This window comes from Paenibacillus sp. J22R232 (genome assembly GCF_056269165.1).
In genome coordinates this window covers 70,550-86,191 of the sequence record NZ_JBWDNK010000019.1, presented here as the reverse complement: position 1 = coordinate 86,191, position 15,642 = coordinate 70,550, and the positions used below count along the sequence as shown (strand labels likewise).

The window sequence follows — 15,642 nt, the reverse complement described above, 5'->3', positions numbered from 1 at the left end:
CAATTACTTTTTCAATAGGATGTTCGGCAACTCATCGATTAACCATTCCCTGGAGATTGCGTCGCTGCCTGCTTTCAAAATATCAAAGTTATATACTTGTCCGCTTTGAACGGCAGGGAGCTTTTGCCAAATTTCGCTTTTGAGCAGATCGCTGGTGGACTCTTGGGCTGCTGGATCAACGGGATTGAGAATAAAGATGCGATCAGCCGCGTATTGCGGCAGCAGCTCGGCGGAAATTTCGGCGAAACCTGTTTCTTTATCGATTAGATCTTGAATGATCGGCGTTGGCTTGAAGCCGCCTTCCTCATACAAGAATTGCGGAAGTCCCGCACCTGCCATGATAAATAGACGGTTGCCTGGATACATGGTGAATACAGAAGCGGTCTCGCCTTCTTTCACTCCGTTTGCGTGCAGCTCTGTCCACATATCGGACATTTTGACTGCATGCGCGGCCAGCCAGTCCTCGGCTTCTTGCTTCTTATTGAACAGGTCGCCTAAAAAGCGCATCCGCACATCAAGCTTGTCGAACGTATTAAAGGTTACGGTAGGAGCAACCTTCGAGATAGCATCGTATTGCTGTTCGTCGGAATTGGAGAAAATAATGAGATCGGGCTTCAGCGACAAGGATTTTTCTACGCTTAGCGGAAAACCGACATCTTCAACGTCAGGAAGCTGATCCTCCATGACTGTACCTGTAATGGCATCTACCATAATGCCAATCGGCTTAACGCCAAGGGCAAGCAAATCACCGGTCGTTTCCCCATGATAAATGACGCGCTGAGGCGTTACGGGAACTTCGACCTCATGCTTCGACCAGTCGGTGAACACGCGGGTCGTAGCTGCGGCTTCCTCGGTTGCCACAGGCGCTTCCGTCGTTTCTGCGACAGGACTTGCCGCGTTGCTTTCATTGGCGTTGCTGCTGCCACAGCCTAGCAATAATGCCCCCATTAATGCGAAAGTGCTCAGTAGAGCGACAGTTTTGGAACTTCGGTACATGTGTGTTCTCCTCCGGAAAAATATTTGGGATAATGATAATCATTATCGGTTAAAGCTATCGTAAAGGATATTTGCCTTGCACTCAATGGACAAAATAAAGGAAGCCGTTTGGTTTTGTCCAAGCCCGCCTTCTTTTGCGTCATGCTTGAATAAACAAAATAAGGGTTGCAAAGCTGATCATTTCTGCTATATTTAATTAGTAATAATTACGAATAAGGAGGTGGGAAAGATGGCGAAAAAATCAAAGGTAGTGAAAGAGCTGAAGCGCCAAGCGATTGTCGCTAAATTTGCTGACCTAAGAAGAGAGCTGAAGGAAAAAGGCGACTTCGCGGCGCTGCAGAAGCTGCCCAGGGATTCCTCGGCTACGCGCTTGCACAATCGTTGCGAGCTGACTGGCCGTCCTCATGGCTACTTGAGCAAATTCAAAGTATCCCGGATTAAATTCCGCGAGCTGGCGCATGCCGGGCAAATTCCTGGCGTTAAGAAAGCTAGCTGGTAGGCTGCATGATGTTTTAAGAGGTGGGGGAAGGATGCTGGATCCTTTTACAATTAAACGACTTGCTTCAATAATGGATGGTTATATCGAGCAGAAGGTGCCTGGGGATTTGCGCGTATCCGTCAGGCTGCGGCATGAGATAGTAGGCAATCAATTGACGCTTGCCGAGGAGCGCCCCACGGCTAGACGGAACGAGTGGGACCGCATCGACATTGTACAGTTCCGCTTAGAATCGCAAAAGTGGAACGTATACGCAAAAAACGAGGAAAATGCATGGTCCTTTGTTGAAGTCATTTCTCCAAACGAAGATTTCGAGCAGCAGCTGGAATGGGTTGAGCTGGATCAGGAAGGCCTTTTCTGGAAGTCATAGCTCGTCTGTTCTAGTCTTGAATGGTTCTGTTAGCTCTGAATATAGCACATCCGGAGGCTAAACAAGGAATGTCTCTCCTCGTTGAATATAACTGCGGGTTATCCAAAAACAAGAAGGTAGCAGATCCATACAAAATAGGCATTAGATTTAACAAAGAAATAGAGCAAAAGCCGGTATCCTATACGTGGATGCCGGTTTTTTTTGCTTGGATACGAAGCTTATTTGCAACAATTGCGATAAACATTTAAATGTAACACATACATAACATTTAATAATTTGCGGCAAATGAAAAAGCTTACATTTTCAAAAAATACATTGTATATAGCTGGATGTATGGGGGTTAATGAGAAGATACGTCGAAAAAGTATCCGTAAAACCGATAAAAACGATTATCAATTTTTTGCCGCAAATTATCATGATAAATTAGCCAAAAAATTGTTGACAACGCGAAAAAATTGCATTACTATCAAAACATGAAATGAAGTTGGTTAGCTTATCTCACATGGATTCCTCGAAGTGAGGCTTGGCGCAAAAAAATGACAACGGAGAGTGCGGACATGAGCAAGATTAGGATGGCATTTATCGGCGTAGGTGATATGGGCTCGCATCATTGCATCGGCTTTGACATGTTGGAAGAATGCGAGGTGTTGTATATATGCGACATGAATGAGGCGAATGTAGCGCGTACGATGGCTGAACTAACGAATAGCAAGCCGACGGTGTGTACGGACTACCGCGAGCTTCTTCAGAAAGAGGATTTGGACGCGGTCGTAATCAGCGTTCCGAACTATTTGCACCGAGAAGTAGCGGTTGCGTTCTTGGAAGCAGGCAAGCATGTTTTTCTGGAGAAGCCAGTCGCCCATACGTTGGAGGATTGCGATGCCATCATCAAAGCGGCAGAGGACAATCAACGGATTTTGCAAATTGGCCTTGTGTATCGCTATTCGAATGTGTACCGCAGGATGGCGAAGGAGCTGGAGAAGGGGCGTCTTGGCGACGTGAAGTTGATGTGGTGCAAGGAGTTTCGCGATCCGTTCCCGCCAGCAGATTGGTTTTATGATAAATCGAAATCAGGCGGGGCGATCGTAGAGAAGGACTGCCATCACTTTGATATTTTCAACTGGATGATCAAGGCGAAGCCGGTGCGCGTGTTTGCTTCTGGCGGCCAGCATGTGATGAAGCAAGGCCAAGAAAACCGGATTACGAATTCGTACAGCCATTATCCTGCCAAAAATATTTCGGACCCATCGATCGTCGACCATGCTTTTATCACGATTGACTACGACAACGGAAGCAAAGCCAACTTGGGCTTGTGCATGTACTTAAAACCAAGAAATTTAATGGGTGACGGACTTGAAATTGGGTTAATCGGGGAAAATGGAGGTCAAATGGTAGCCAAAAACGATAAGACCATCGATATTGTCGGCGGTGAGGATTTGACCAAGGATCATCTTGAGATTGACGTAACCTCTGACTCGATCATGGGCGGGCACACAGGCGGACAAACCCAGCGTAAAGCGTTCGTTGCTTGCCTGAAGGAAGGGAAGCAGCCATTCGCTACCGCGCAGATTGGACGAGATGCTTTGCTAATTGCTCTTGCCGCGGAGAAATCGATTATTGAGGAACGGTATGTCTATTTGGAAGAACTAATGGGCTAAGGGGTGTCATGATGAAGAGTTTGAGGAAGTATGACACATTGCTGTTCTTTGTGTTCATTATGCCGTGGATCATCGGTTTCATTACCTTTTTCTTAATTCCGTTCGGAACCTCGGTCTTTTATTCGTTTACGGATGCGAAGCTGCCGGGAGCAGTTGAATATGATTTTGTAGGCCTCAGCAATTTCATCCATATGATCGATGATCCTATATTTATGAAAAGCCTGCTGAACACGATGTATTTCGTTGTCTTCGGCGTTCCGATCGTAACGGCAGGCATGCTGGTTCTAGCGCTGCTGCTCAATTTCAACGTACGGGGCATCGCCTTGTTCCGTACGTTCTATTACTTGCCGACCTTAGTGCCAATCGTCGCTACGGTCATAATATGGAGACTCGTATTCAACTCCGAGTTCGGCATTCTGAATGCAGGTCTCAGCCTGCTCGGGCTGGCGAAGACGGATTGGATCGGCGGCGAGCATACGATTAAGCCGGTTATTATTTTACTGCAGGTATGGATATCCGGCAGCGGCGTGCTGATATTCCTGGCGGCGCTCAAAAACGTTCCGATGCACCTGTATGAGGCGGCTGATATTGACGGGGCCAGCAGATTGAGACGGTTTTTCGCGATTACGCTGCCGATGATCAGCCCGTCGATACTCTTCGTCATTATTATTCAGACGATGTACAACTTTCAAATGTTCACGGAGGCCTTGCTGCTTTCAAAGGGCGGACCGAACTACGCGGCTTATACGTTCGTGTATAACATCTACAAGTCGGCTTTTACGGATTTGAAGTTTAGTATGGCCATGTCGCAGTCTATCTTTTTATTCGCATTAATTGCACTGGTCACTTTTGTCCTCATGAAGCTATCAAACCGCTTTGTGTATTACGAAGGCGAGAAATAGGGGGAACATATATGAATGGCGGACAAAAAACCAGCCTAGGCGGAACCGCGCTGAAATATTTCTTGCTGTGCGCAACGCTGATGGTATTTGCAGGGCCTCTCGTTTGGATGCTCTCCACGATGATGAAGACGAAGATGGAAACCTATAAGGTGCCTCCATCCTTGTTTCCGGAGCAGCTGACCTTCGAAGCCTTCGATCGCCTGTTTACCGTACAGCCGCTCATGTGGAAATGGATACAGAATTCATTCACGATATCGATCTTTGTCGCACTTGGAGCGGTGATTTCAAGCTCTATCGTAGCTTATGGCTTCTCGCGGTTTGCGACCAAATATAGGGATAAGCTATTTCCGATCGTATTGCTCACTTTGATGATTCCTCCATCCATTATGATGATTCCATCCTATGTGCTGTTTGCCAAGCTGCATTGGATCGATACGTGGTTGCCGCTTATCGTACCGGCATGGCTCGGAGGAGCTTATTACATTTTCTTGTTCCGGCAGTTTTTCCTGACGATACCGCAGGAGCTGGATGAAGCGACTTATCTCGATGGCGGCAACCGGTGGACCGTGTATGCCAAAGTCATTATGCCGCTTTCCAAGCCAATCATCGTGACGACGATTATATTCGCATTTGTGAATTCCTGGCTCGATTTCCTTGGTCCATTCCTTTATATCAAAAACAATGAGATGTTTACGCTCAGCGTTGGGCTTCAACTGCTGATCGGACAAACCAGTCAGGATTTCCCGGCACTTGCTGCCGGCGCATTCATAAGTATTATCCCGATCGGGCTGCTGTACTTCTTTGCGCAGCGCTATATCGTCGAGGGGGTGGTCCTTACAGGATCGAAAGGGTAGCTCTGGTGGTCAGGTCCGTGTTTATCGTTTTCTATACTATCGTAAAAGGGGAACTTTGCATGAATACGAAAAGCAAATGGTTGTCTAGCGCTTGGATCATGGTTTTGGCAATGGCTATTATTTTTACGGGGTGCGGAAACAATGCCGGGAGCAATTCAAATGGGGCAAACGATACTGACGCTGGCAGCAACGGAAACTCGGGCTCCGCAGAGCCTGTAACGATTACTTATTCCCAGTGGGGAACGGCAGAGGAACTGCTGCGCACGCAGGAACTACTTAACGCATTTATGGCAGCGAACAAAGATATTAAAGTGAAGCTGGAAGGCAAGGACTGGGGCAGCTATTGGGATGGTCTAACAGCCAATGCGGCTGGCGGCACGCTGCCTGACGTGTTCAAAACCAGCTATGCTTACATTGAAAAGTATGCTGAGCTAGGTATATTCAAAGAGTTGGATAGCTTATTGACCGCGAACTCATTCGATCTTGGCAATATTGACGAAAGCCTGCTTGGCCTCCATAAGTATCAGGACAAGCAAGTGTCTCTTCCGATTGACGCGAATGTCATCGTCTGGTATTACAATACGGCGTTGTTCAACGACTCCAAAACGAACCCTTACGGTGCTTCCGCGCCGAGCCTAGAGCCTACTTGGGACGAAATCGTAGATATCGCGACAAAAATGACGCTTGATAAAAACGGAAAAAATGCCGGAGATGCTGATTTTGACGCAAAAAATATCGTGCAATGGGGCATGTCCGTCTCGCCTGGCTCGACGATGGATTGGTTCCTCGAGCCTGAGCTTTGGTCGAACGGCGCAAAACTCGTCAATGATGACGGTACGCTTGCCCTTGATACGCCTGAAGCGCTTGAAGTGCTGAATTTCTTTATCGACTTGACGAAAAACAAAAAAATCAATACGACGCCTGCGCAAATCGAAGGCCTTGGCGGCCAAGTCAATCTCAGCATTACGACAGGCAAGGTTGCCATGAATCCAGGCGGCAACTGGAACACTACGAATTACAAAGAAGCGGGCATTAAATACGGTATTGCTTATTTGCCGAAATTCAAGACTAACCAAACGGTTGTGCAGCCTGCAGGCATGGCAATCAGCGCCAATACGAAGCATGAGGACGCAGCCGTTAAATTGCTTACTTGGCTGGCAGGACCCGAAGGCCAAACGGAGCTAGCGAAACAAGGCTACTCGATTCCTGCGAACAAAGCTGCCGCTGACGCGTATATTCAAACGGCAGGCAACGAGAATCAAATCTTCTTGGATGCTCAGCAATACGGCATCATATCGCCATTTACCGCAAAGAAAACCGATTTGGTCTGGACGTATGGCGAACAGGCGTTGAAGCTCCCGCTATCAGGTGAAGGCGACCTGCAAGCAGCGATTAGCGATTTGGCTTCCAAAATCAAATAACGCGATCTTCTTTCCATCCGGATCATGAAAAGCAGGGCAAGCGCAAAGCAGCGTTTGCCCTGCTTTTTTGCTTAGACAGCGCTTGTTTTCTTGACATCCTTAGTTGAGGAATATACAATTAAATTTGCGGCAAATTTTAATGATTGAGATTAATTTGCCCCAATTAAACAAGCTAGTCTAGATTTGGATTTGTGGAGAGAGGGCTGGGAAATGGCTAAACTGAAAGATATTGCGGAACGGGTAGGCGTATCCATCTCGACCGTGTCACGAGTGATGAAAAATGACTCCAACCGTTCGGTTAGCGACGAAACGCGCAAAAAAATCTGGGAAACCGCAGAACAGCTCGGGTACCGGACCAATCGCGTGCCGAAGACCAAAAAAAATGACTCCAAGAGCCCGTACCACATTGCCTGCGTCGTTGCGATCCCGCAAAATAAATATAATAATCCTTATTTTTCCGTTATTCTGGAAGGTATCGAAAAAGCGCTTGCCTTAGCAGGGATGCGGCTTGAATTCGTCTACAGCATTGAGAAGGAGACGGATGTCGAGGAGCTGCGCTCGCTCGTGAAAGAGCATCGGATCGATGGCATGCTGGTCGTGGAACGGATTGACTCAGAAGCTTATCAATGGATAAAAGCCAACGTTAGATCGGTAGTCGGAGTTGATATCTCAGACAAAGAGGTTCCCGTTGTCAGCTATGACCGCGCGGCAGCCGCCAAGGAAGCCGTACAGCATCTGATTGACCAAGGACACCGGGAAATCGGCTATATCGGAGGGTCCGAGCTGGACGATGACTTCCGTGACGAGAAGCGTTTTTTGGGGTATCAGAGTGCGATGAAAGAAGCGGGGCTACCGATCTATGATCACTGGGTCATCGATGTGAAATGGGATGTGGCGTTAAGCTACGAGCTGACGAAGCAAGCCTTCGAGAAGGATGACCATACGCCGACCGCTATTTTTGCTGCGAGCGACATGATGGCGATTGCAGCCATGCGGGCAGCAACAGAGCGGGAGCTGAAAATTCCGGATGACATTGCCTTTTTTGGCGTGGATAATATTGAAATTTCGGAATTCACCTCGCCGCCATTATCGACGATTCATGTTCCCAAGCTGGAAATGGGAATGTTTGCTGTCAAGCTATTGCTTGATTATTTGGAGAACCAATATACGATTCCGGTCAAAATGATCATTCCATACACATGCATGCTAAGGCATTCAACGAGATCCAAAATCGTACGCGAGCTGGAAGCATCGAAGTAACGGCGGTTCGCATGCCGAAATCCCCTCTATCCAATCGGAAGAGGGGATTTTTGCGTCCGCCTGTTCTATAAGATTTTGGATAGCTTGCGGTATTCCCGGGGGGATATGCCTTCATGCCTTCGGAAAATACGGCTGAAATAGTGGATATCCGAATAACCGACTTGATCACCGACGATCTCGATGGGCCAATCAGATTCGCGAAGCAGCCTGCGGGCTTCCCTATGGCGCACCGATTGCACGAATTCGCTTGGCGGCATGCCGGCCATTTGCTTGAAGAGCTTTGCCGCATGATCAACGCTCATGTTCATTTGCTCGGCAATGGCCGTGTTAGACCAAGATGTGGCGGGTGCTGCTTCAATCCGTTCCATGAGCGCTGCCAGCCGTTCCCCATGGAGGGTCGCTTGCGTAAGCGTACGGGATAAGGGAGTGCGCAGCAAATAGGCGAGAATATTCAGCATCAATCCTTTGCAGACCAGCTCATAACCGAGCGCACGCTTGGTAAACTCTTCAACGAGCTGCTCCATCAACTGGACACATGCAAGAGGTGGCGTGTAGACGGGATGCTCCGTTAAATGGGCTTGTCCTTCTACGACGGCTTCGAAACAAAATTTATCGGGCCAAACGCTAGATTCATTGACGACCATATCCGCTTCAGTCTGGATGTCCAGCTCATTGAAAAAGTCGAAATGAATGCCGAGGAAACGGACGCCTGCGGCAGCTATGATCTCATTCTGGTGATAGACGCCAGAGGGCAGCAGGATGAGCTGCCCGGCTTCGAGCATGTAACGCTGTCCTTGCATGCGCGTGGCTGCCTGGCCATGGCAGACGTAAAGCAGCTCGAAATCATACAGTCTTCGCTCAGGAAGAATCCCCGCAGGCATATGCTGAAACTGGGCGTAGTGAACGCTCGGCGACCATTCGCCCATGCTTGCCGTTCTTTGCTTCGGATAGTGGGCTGGATCGTTGTTCAGGCGTTATCATTCCTTCCAGATATTCGATTTGAAAGAGAACGGAATAGTCCAAATAATCGCGATTTCAGCTAAATAAATATACTGCATGATCATGTATTATATGTATTATCACATGTGAGTGATTCATATTCAATATCACGTAATTTGTTAAAAAGGAGCTTTAATCATGGATGCTGCCGCGTTTCAGGAAAGTGGAGTCTACTATTGCAGACAGCTGCCTAACGATTCGGATAGCATGTCCGCTGCTGCTATCGATTGGGAGAGCTATGATGCGCTGGATTTGGTTGAAACGGTGACGGGTGCAAGGCCGAAGGAACGAACCGAAGTACGTGCATGCTGGAGCTCGGCTTATTTGCACATCCGTTATGAATGCAGCGATTCTTTTGCCAGATCAACCTTTACAAAGCGAGACGAGCCTCTTTATGAGCAGGATGTCGTGGAGCTGTTTATTGATGAGGCAGGGGACGGCAGGCGTTACATCGAGCTGGAGATAAGTCCGCATAATGTCGTGTTTGATGCTCTCATTTCACATGATGGAGAGTACCGCGTAACTGAAACCGATTTGACATGGCAGTTGGATGGTTTGGAATCTTCTGTCGAGCTGCTGGATGAGAGCAAGCGTGTTTATACGATTCACATTCCGATCGGCAATTTCCAACGTAAGATAGAACCGGGATTGAGCTGGCGCGTGAACTTTTACCGAATTGACGAGGATCGTGACGGAGTTCGGGAATATCAAGCATGGCAGGCGACAAAAGCGGTAAATTTTCATCTCCCTCGCAAATTTGGCAGGCTGGTATTTATATAATCAATCAAATAGGAGGCTATCGTATGAAAAAGGGCATTAATATTTGGTCGTTCCAAGGTGACGCGAAGATTGCCGATTGTATACTAACGGCTAAGAAAGCAGGTTTCGACGGAATCGAGCTTTCATTGAATGAGACAGGCGAGCTGAGCCTTGCCGCTACGGACAAGGAAATCAACGACATCAAAGAGAGATTGCAAGAGGCCGAGCTGGAAATCGCGGGACTGGCGACAGGCTTATATTGGTCTTATCCAATGACTAGCGCTGACGCGGCAACGCGCGAGAAGGCGACTGACGTATGCAAGAAGCAGCTTGAGCTCGCGGCTGCATTAGGCGTGGATACGATTTTGGTTATTCCAGGCGCGGTAGGCGTCGATTTCATTCCGGGCAGCGAAGTCGTCGATTATGAGCATGCATATGACCGCGCGCTCGAATCCATCAATAAGCTGATTCCTTTCGCGGAGGCCGCAGGCGTATCCATCGGCATTGAAAATGTGTGGAATAAGTTTCTGCTGTCGCCGCTAGAATTGCGTTCCTTCATCGACTCGCATCATTCGGAATTCGTAGGCTCCTACTTCGATGTAGGAAATGCAGTGCAAAACGGATATCCGGAGCAATGGATTCGCATATTGGGGCACCGCATTAAGAAAGTGCATTTCAAGGATTATCGCCGTCAAGCAGGCGGATTGCACGGTTTCGTCGATCTATTGGCGGGGGATGTCCATTATCCTGCGGTTATGGAGGCGCTGAACGCTATCGGATACAGCAACTATGTTACAGGCGAGATGATTCCCTCGTACGCGCATCATTCCGAGCAGATCATATACAACACTTCTCGGGCAATGGATGCCATTCTCGGTCGTCAAATCGGTTAAATTCAAATCGGAAATCGGAGGTCATATTATGTTAAAGGTTGGATTGATTGGGTTTGGATTTATGGGACGCATGCATTTTGACAATTATGTACGCCTAGCTTCAGAGGGAGCGCCGGTGCAGCTCGTTGCAATCTGCGACCTGCTCATTGAGGAGCTTAAAGAAGGCAAGGCTTCCGGCAACATGGCGACGGAGCAAGAGGTTTATGATCTTTCTCCATACCGCCTGTACGATAACATTGCCGCGATGCTGGAAAACGAGGAGTTGGATATCGTCGATATCACGCTGCCTACTTATCTGCATGCGGATCTTACCGTCTCGCTGCTTGAAAGAGGCTTGCATGTATTATGCGAGAAGCCGGTGGCAGGAACCTCGGAAGACGGTTACCGCATGGCTAATACAGCCGAAAAAACGGGCAACACCTTAATGATCGGGCAATGCCTGCGCTTCTGGCCTGCTTATGAATATTTGAAGGCTGCCGTTGAGGATGGCCGATATGGCAACGTTACCGGAGGGTATTTCTTCAGGGGCTCCGCTGCGCCCAAGGGCTGGTTCCTTGACGGCAGCAAGAGCGGCGGCTGTTTGCTTGACATGCATATTCATGACGCGGATATGGTGCACTGGCTGTTCGGCAAGCCTGAGAAGGTATCGACGCTTGCGCGCAACGTTATCCCGGGCAGCGGCTACGATGTCGTGTCCACGCATTACAGCTATCCCGATGGCAAAGTGCTGAATGCGCAAGCCGATTGGACGCTGGAAGGCGACTACGGCTTCTCGATGACATACCGTGTCAATTTCGAAGGCGGAAACTTGGTATTTGAGAATGGTCAGGTAAAGGTCAATCCGAATGACGCGCCGGGCTTCGTGGCCGAGCTTTCGGAAGACATGGGGTATTATCGCCAGATCAAATATTTCATCGAATCGGTGAATGAAGGCAAGGCCGTGACAACATGCATGCCTTCAAGCGCTGTCGGCACGCTCGAAATCATTGAGGCTGAGCTACGCTCAGCAGATCAGGGCGGAGCTTGGGTGTCGCTATAAAAGGGTTAGAGCAATCCAATAAATAGGCATAGAATAGGGGCAGTTTCAACAGCTACGGCTGATGGGACTGCCCCTTTTGGCATGATATACCGGCTTTTCTGGTTTCCTGGCGTTGCGCGGCGTTTCAAATCCCATAAAGCTGGCGATATAAGGTTGGCGTCATGCCTTCATGCTCCATAAACCGTTTATTGAAATAGCTGACGCTCGGATACCCCGCATCTTCGGCAATTTGCCCGATGTTCGTATCTTTGCGCTCAAGCAGCCATTGCTTCGCCATCTGGAGCCTGGAACGGGTGATGAAGTCCATCGGCGTCATCTCCATGACGCTGCGGAACAGCTTGCAGAAATAATAAGGGCTGACGCCAGCCTGCTCGGCCCATTGCTCCAGTACGAAGGGCTGTGCGGCCTCCTGCTGCATGAGGGGCAGCAGTTCAACGATGCGATTGCCTGCGCTGCTCGCTTTGCTGCCGGATATCGGCACGGCTTGCTCGACAAATACGGCAAGAATGGCATAAGTGAGCGCGGAGAGCTTGGTCGGATGCAGCATGCGATGGGTCTCGGCTTCGACGAGCAAATCCTCGTGTGCCTGCTCGAAGGCGGTGCGCTGCCTAACCGTCCAAAGCTGGCTTTTGTGAAAGCCTCTTTCAATCATGTAATCCTGCAGTCCCGTTCCGTAGAAATGAAACCAGCGGATATCCCACGGGTCATCTTTGCTGCTATAGTATTGCTGGCGCTGTAAGGGGAAGTATAATACGGCTTCTCCTGCTTCGAGCGTGTGTACCTTGCCGTCCCATTCGACGTAGCCTTTGCCGGAAACGACATAATGGATGTTGAAGTTGTTCAAAGAGCCGGCTTCCCGAAGGGAATAATGCTCGGGATGGCTCCAATAGTTGCCGACCGATTCGGGAAAGCAAAAGAAGGGGTTATTCGGCAGCGTAAGCAGGTGGCTTTGCCTTTGCATGAGATGCGCTCCAATGACAATATAATTTTAATGTATAACAAAATAATATCATTTTATTTTTGCGGATTCTACTTTAAACTAAAAACAAGCACAAGATAAGCGTTGGATTTTTGTGAAATAACGGACGGCTACGGCTTGCTTCCGTAATAATGACGGCTGCGCATAAGTGCTTTTAATCACAATATAGTCATACATTAACAATTCGAGGTGGCTGATGAAATGACAACGAAAAAACTGAAGTGGGGCATTATGGGCTGCGCTGGCATCGCCAAAAGAGCGGTCATTCCGGGTCTTCATCTCTCCGAGCTGAACGAGGCGTCCGCCATTGCCAGCCGCGACGAAGAAAATGCAAAACGAACGGCTGAAGAGCTGAATATTCCAACCGCGTACGGCAGCTATGAAGCGCTGCTTGAAGATGATGCCATCGACGTTATTTATATACCGCTGCCTAACCATTTGCACCGGGAATGGGCGATCCGCGCTGCGGAAGCGGGCAAACATATTTTATGCGAGAAGCCGCTGGCTTTGACAGAGAAAGAAGCGGCGGAGATGGCGGAAGCGGCAGCGAAGGCAGGCGTACTTTTATCCGAAGCCTTTATGTATAGATACCATCCGCGCTATGCGATGATCAAGGGCATCATCGACGAAGGGCAGATCGGCGAGGTTAGAGGCATTCGCAGCGCCTTTACCTTCAATAACGCGGGACACAAAGAAAACGTCAGGTATCGCAAGGAATGGGGCGGCGGCTCCTTGTACGATGTCGGCTGCTATCCGATTAACGCGGCCCGCTTGCTTCTCGGCAAGGAGCCGGAGGCTGTGACGGTGCAGGCTATGTTCTCGGAGCAGCACGACCATGTCGATATGATGGCTTCCGGCTTGATCGAATTCGGCGGAGCGGTCTCGCTGACCTTTGACTGCGGCATGTGGGCCGCGTTCCGCAATCCGTTGGAGGTGCTCGGTGACGAAGGAATCATCGAGGTTCCCTCCGCATACGTGACGGGCGAGCCGGGCAGCGGCAATTTCTACGTGAGCGCCAAAGGCGAGCGCAAGGAAATCGTGGTGCCGCACGTTAACGCATATACCGAGCAAGCGGATCAAATGGCGAACGCAATCAATGGCGAGCAGACGATCCTATACGGCGCAGCAGATGCTTTGGCGAATATGAGAGTCATTGATGCCTGTCTGGCATCCGCGCATTCGCGCTCAAGAATTACGCTTTAAAAACAACTTTCAAGGAGGGTATTAAACATGGAATATATTCAAATTAAAGGTTCCCCGAAGCAGGTATCCCGATTAATGAAGGGCACGGATTATTTCTTCCATCATTCGTATGAGAAAGCGGCGGCAAACCTGGATGCTTTCATCTCGATTGGCGGCAATTCCGTCGATACGGCGCATATTTACTGCGGCGGCCAAAGCGAGGAAGTCATTGGCCGCTATATGCAGGAACGCGGAAATCGGGAGCATATGGTTATTCTGACCAAATGCGCGCATCATGACCAAAACGGCCCGCGCGTAAACAAGGAAGCGATTCTTGCCGATTTGACAGACAGCCTTGCGCGGCTGCAGACCGATTATATTGACCTTTATGCGCTGCATCGTGACGATCCTGCCGTTCCGGCGGGAGAGGTTATCGAAATATTGAACGAGCATATCCGAGCAGGCAGCGTGCGGGCGATTGGGGTTTCGAACTGGACTTGGCAGCGGATTAAAGAAGCGAATGAGTATGCCGATGCCAAAGGGCTTGTCGGCTTCACGTTCAGCAGTCCGAACTTAAGCCTTGCGAAAGCGAACGAGCCGTTCTGGGCAGGCTGCGTATCCGCGGATGAAGAAACAATCGCTTGGCATGAACAGCAGCAGTTCCCGCTGTTATCATGGTCCTCGCAAGCGAGAGGCTTTTTTACGGGCAGATTCTCGCCGGAAATTCGTGACAATGCCGATCTTGTACGCGTATTTTATAGCGACGAGAATTGGGAGCGCTTGGAGCGCGCGAAGCAGCTTGCTGCTGAGAAAGGCGTCAGCGCGATCCAGATTGCGCTTGCGTATGTGCTTAATCAGCCGTTTCCAACCTGCGCGCTAATCGGTGCGCAATCGATTGAAGAGCTTCATTCCTGTGACGCCGGCTCGCTTATTGCGCTGACGAAGGAAGAGATGGAGTGGCTGGATTTGGCTGCTCAGAAGGTATAGGCTTGCTGCAAATATAAGACAGGAAGGGCTACTCCACGCGGGTAGCCCTTTCTTTTTTGTATGCTCTCGGGCTAAGCCCGTATGCGCCGCGGAATAAATCGGCAAAGTGATTATAGTTGTTGAAGCCGACATCAAGCGCTGCTTCGGTGGCGGTTCTGCCCATATGCTCCATGAGCAGGGCAGCCTGCTGGAGACGGAGTCGATTCAAATGCTCGATAATCGTCCCTCCCGTTTCCTGTTTGAATAGATGAGACAGCCTGGAGAGAGACAATGAAGCTGCGCCGGCAACATCCTCGAGCCGAATCGCGCGGGTCATGTTGCGTGATAAATATTGCAGGGCAAGCTCGATTCTAGGGTCAAGCCTTTTCTCGAGCAGGCGAGCGGCAAGCAAAATCGTTTCGCGCAGCGAATTCTCGCACAGCATATGCCAGAAGCTAGCCCTCTCCCTTGAATCTGCCAGCACGTTCTGGATCGTTTGCTGCACTCTTTGGAATAGCTGGCCCTCAGGAATGTCGGCAATAATGATTTCGTTGTTCGGCAGGTAGTCGCTTTCAGGTAGTTTTTGAAAATGAACCCAGTAGAAATGCCAGCGTTTGCCCTTTACGGTTCCGTACTCATGCGGAATGCCGGGACGGAGGAACGCGATTTGGCCGCTATGGCAAAGCTGTTCTTCCCCGGCAGTCCGCAAGTAGCCTTCTCCTTCCAACGTGAAAAATAGGAGCCAATCCTCCATGCCGCTTGGCCTACGATGCTTATAGGTGTCCGTTTCATCCAGGCGTCCTCCGAATAGATTGTTGTATGAGGTGCTTATGTCAGACTTTGTCTGCTGGGATTTAGGCAAGGCGCA

Annotated in this window: 16 protein-coding genes; 12 read left to right on the top strand and 4 right to left on the bottom strand. The window is 49.5% G+C overall.

Annotated features, from left to right (window positions below):
• Positions 1–3 precede the first annotated feature (3 nt).
• Positions 4–996 carry an ABC transporter substrate-binding protein gene (locus AC0YN3_RS29685; protein WP_475778517.1) on the bottom strand — a complete coding sequence of 331 codons (993 nt, stop codon included), beginning with the start codon at positions 994–996 and terminating at the stop codon, positions 4–6.
• Positions 997–1,225: 229 nt separating this feature from the next.
• Here AC0YN3_RS29685 and rpsN point away from each other — a divergent pair, with 229 nt between their 5' ends.
• From rpsN to AC0YN3_RS29650, 7 genes are all read left to right on the top strand, one after another.
• Entirely contained in the window at positions 1,226–1,495 is a 270-nt protein-coding gene (gene rpsN, locus AC0YN3_RS29680; RefSeq protein WP_475778516.1) for a 30S ribosomal protein S14, read from the top strand.
• Positions 1,496–1,526: 31 nt separating this feature from the next.
• Entirely contained in the window at positions 1,527–1,862 is a 336-nt protein-coding gene (locus AC0YN3_RS29675) for a DUF3024 domain-containing protein (RefSeq protein ID WP_475778515.1), read from the top strand.
• A 557-nt stretch (positions 1,863–2,419) separates the two neighbouring features.
• On the top strand, positions 2,420–3,520 hold the full coding sequence (locus AC0YN3_RS29670; protein ID WP_475778514.1) for a Gfo/Idh/MocA family protein: 1,101 nt from the start codon (positions 2,420–2,422) through the stop codon (positions 3,518–3,520).
• Positions 3,521–3,528: 8 nt separating this feature from the next.
• Positions 3,529–4,422, top strand: a complete 894-nt coding sequence (locus AC0YN3_RS29665; protein WP_475778513.1) for a carbohydrate ABC transporter permease — start codon at positions 3,529–3,531, stop codon at positions 4,420–4,422.
• A gap of 11 nt (positions 4,423–4,433) precedes the next feature.
• Positions 4,434–5,276: a carbohydrate ABC transporter permease gene (locus AC0YN3_RS29660; protein ID WP_475778512.1), complete on the top strand. Its 843-nt coding sequence runs from the start codon at positions 4,434–4,436 to the stop codon at positions 5,274–5,276.
• Positions 5,277–5,335: 59 nt separating this feature from the next.
• Entirely contained in the window at positions 5,336–6,697 is a 1,362-nt protein-coding gene (locus AC0YN3_RS29655; RefSeq protein WP_475778511.1) for an ABC transporter substrate-binding protein, read from the top strand.
• Positions 6,698–6,907: 210 nt separating this feature from the next.
• Positions 6,908–7,957, top strand: a complete 1,050-nt coding sequence (locus AC0YN3_RS29650; protein WP_475778510.1) for a LacI family DNA-binding transcriptional regulator — start codon at positions 6,908–6,910, stop codon at positions 7,955–7,957.
• 65 nt (positions 7,958–8,022) lie between these two features.
• Here AC0YN3_RS29650 and AC0YN3_RS29645 read toward each other — a convergent pair whose 3' ends face one another.
• Positions 8,023–8,883, bottom strand: coding sequence for an AraC family transcriptional regulator (locus AC0YN3_RS29645; RefSeq protein WP_475778509.1), 861 nt, complete (start codon positions 8,881–8,883; stop codon positions 8,023–8,025).
• A 211-nt stretch (positions 8,884–9,094) separates the two neighbouring features.
• Here AC0YN3_RS29645 and AC0YN3_RS29640 point away from each other — a divergent pair, with 211 nt between their 5' ends.
• Genes AC0YN3_RS29640 through AC0YN3_RS29630 form a run of 3 tightly spaced genes read left to right on the top strand, consistent with a single transcriptional unit; the run spans position 9,095 to position 11,647 of the window.
• Positions 9,095–9,736 carry a carbohydrate-binding family 9-like protein gene (locus tag AC0YN3_RS29640; RefSeq protein ID WP_475778508.1) on the top strand — a complete coding sequence of 214 codons (642 nt, stop codon included), beginning with the start codon at positions 9,095–9,097 and terminating at the stop codon, positions 9,734–9,736.
• A gap of 23 nt (positions 9,737–9,759) precedes the next feature.
• Positions 9,760–10,608, top strand: coding sequence for a sugar phosphate isomerase/epimerase family protein (locus AC0YN3_RS29635; RefSeq protein ID WP_475778507.1), 849 nt, complete (start codon positions 9,760–9,762; stop codon positions 10,606–10,608).
• A 28-nt stretch (positions 10,609–10,636) separates the two neighbouring features.
• Positions 10,637–11,647 (top strand): Gfo/Idh/MocA family protein, encoded by a 1,011-nt coding sequence (locus AC0YN3_RS29630; protein ID WP_475778506.1) that lies wholly within the window; start codon positions 10,637–10,639, stop codon positions 11,645–11,647.
• A 124-nt stretch (positions 11,648–11,771) separates the two neighbouring features.
• Here AC0YN3_RS29630 and AC0YN3_RS29625 read toward each other — a convergent pair whose 3' ends face one another.
• A complete protein-coding gene (locus AC0YN3_RS29625; RefSeq protein ID WP_475778505.1) occupies positions 11,772–12,608 on the bottom strand; it encodes a helix-turn-helix transcriptional regulator in 837 nt (278 codons plus the stop codon).
• A gap of 219 nt (positions 12,609–12,827) precedes the next feature.
• Here AC0YN3_RS29625 and AC0YN3_RS29620 point away from each other — a divergent pair, with 219 nt between their 5' ends.
• The gene (locus AC0YN3_RS29620) at positions 12,828–13,829 is read left to right on the top strand and encodes a Gfo/Idh/MocA family protein (RefSeq protein WP_475778504.1); all 1,002 of its coding nucleotides are present in this window, start codon (positions 12,828–12,830) and stop codon (positions 13,827–13,829) included.
• A gap of 27 nt (positions 13,830–13,856) precedes the next feature.
• On the top strand, positions 13,857–14,795 hold the full coding sequence (locus tag AC0YN3_RS29615; protein WP_475778503.1) for an aldo/keto reductase: 939 nt from the start codon (positions 13,857–13,859) through the stop codon (positions 14,793–14,795).
• A 28-nt stretch (positions 14,796–14,823) separates the two neighbouring features.
• Here AC0YN3_RS29615 and AC0YN3_RS29610 read toward each other — a convergent pair whose 3' ends face one another.
• Positions 14,824–15,636, bottom strand: a complete 813-nt coding sequence (locus tag AC0YN3_RS29610; RefSeq protein ID WP_475778502.1) for a helix-turn-helix domain-containing protein — start codon at positions 15,634–15,636, stop codon at positions 14,824–14,826.
• Positions 15,637–15,642 lie beyond the last annotated feature (6 nt).

Bases quoted from the DNA above. Each gene is read 5' to 3' on its own strand.
- AC0YN3_RS29625 (WP_475778505.1), bottom strand. From the start codon at position 12,608: ATGCAAAGGCAAAGCCACCTGCTTACGCTGCCGAATAACCCCTTCTTT.
- AC0YN3_RS29620 (WP_475778504.1), top strand. From the start codon at position 12,828: ATGACAACGAAAAAACTGAAGTGGGGCATTATGGGCTGCGCTGGCATC.
- AC0YN3_RS29660 (WP_475778512.1), top strand. From the start codon at position 4,434: ATGAATGGCGGACAAAAAACCAGCCTAGGCGGAACCGCGCTGAAATAT.
- AC0YN3_RS29640 (WP_475778508.1), top strand. From the start codon at position 9,095: ATGGATGCTGCCGCGTTTCAGGAAAGTGGAGTCTACTATTGCAGACAG.
- rpsN (WP_475778516.1), top strand. From the start codon at position 1,226: ATGGCGAAAAAATCAAAGGTAGTGAAAGAGCTGAAGCGCCAAGCGATT.
- AC0YN3_RS29650 (WP_475778510.1), top strand. From the start codon at position 6,908: ATGGCTAAACTGAAAGATATTGCGGAACGGGTAGGCGTATCCATCTCG.
- AC0YN3_RS29635 (WP_475778507.1), top strand. From the start codon at position 9,760: ATGAAAAAGGGCATTAATATTTGGTCGTTCCAAGGTGACGCGAAGATT.
- AC0YN3_RS29685 (WP_475778517.1), bottom strand. From the start codon at position 996: ATGTACCGAAGTTCCAAAACTGTCGCTCTACTGAGCACTTTCGCATTA.
- AC0YN3_RS29670 (WP_475778514.1), top strand. From the start codon at position 2,420: ATGAGCAAGATTAGGATGGCATTTATCGGCGTAGGTGATATGGGCTCG.
- AC0YN3_RS29655 (WP_475778511.1), top strand. From the start codon at position 5,336: ATGAATACGAAAAGCAAATGGTTGTCTAGCGCTTGGATCATGGTTTTG.
- AC0YN3_RS29630 (WP_475778506.1), top strand. From the start codon at position 10,637: ATGTTAAAGGTTGGATTGATTGGGTTTGGATTTATGGGACGCATGCAT.
- AC0YN3_RS29675 (WP_475778515.1), top strand. From the start codon at position 1,527: ATGCTGGATCCTTTTACAATTAAACGACTTGCTTCAATAATGGATGGT.
- AC0YN3_RS29615 (WP_475778503.1), top strand. From the start codon at position 13,857: ATGGAATATATTCAAATTAAAGGTTCCCCGAAGCAGGTATCCCGATTA.
- AC0YN3_RS29645 (WP_475778509.1), bottom strand. From the start codon at position 8,883: ATGGGCGAATGGTCGCCGAGCGTTCACTACGCCCAGTTTCAGCATATG.
- AC0YN3_RS29665 (WP_475778513.1), top strand. From the start codon at position 3,529: ATGATGAAGAGTTTGAGGAAGTATGACACATTGCTGTTCTTTGTGTTC.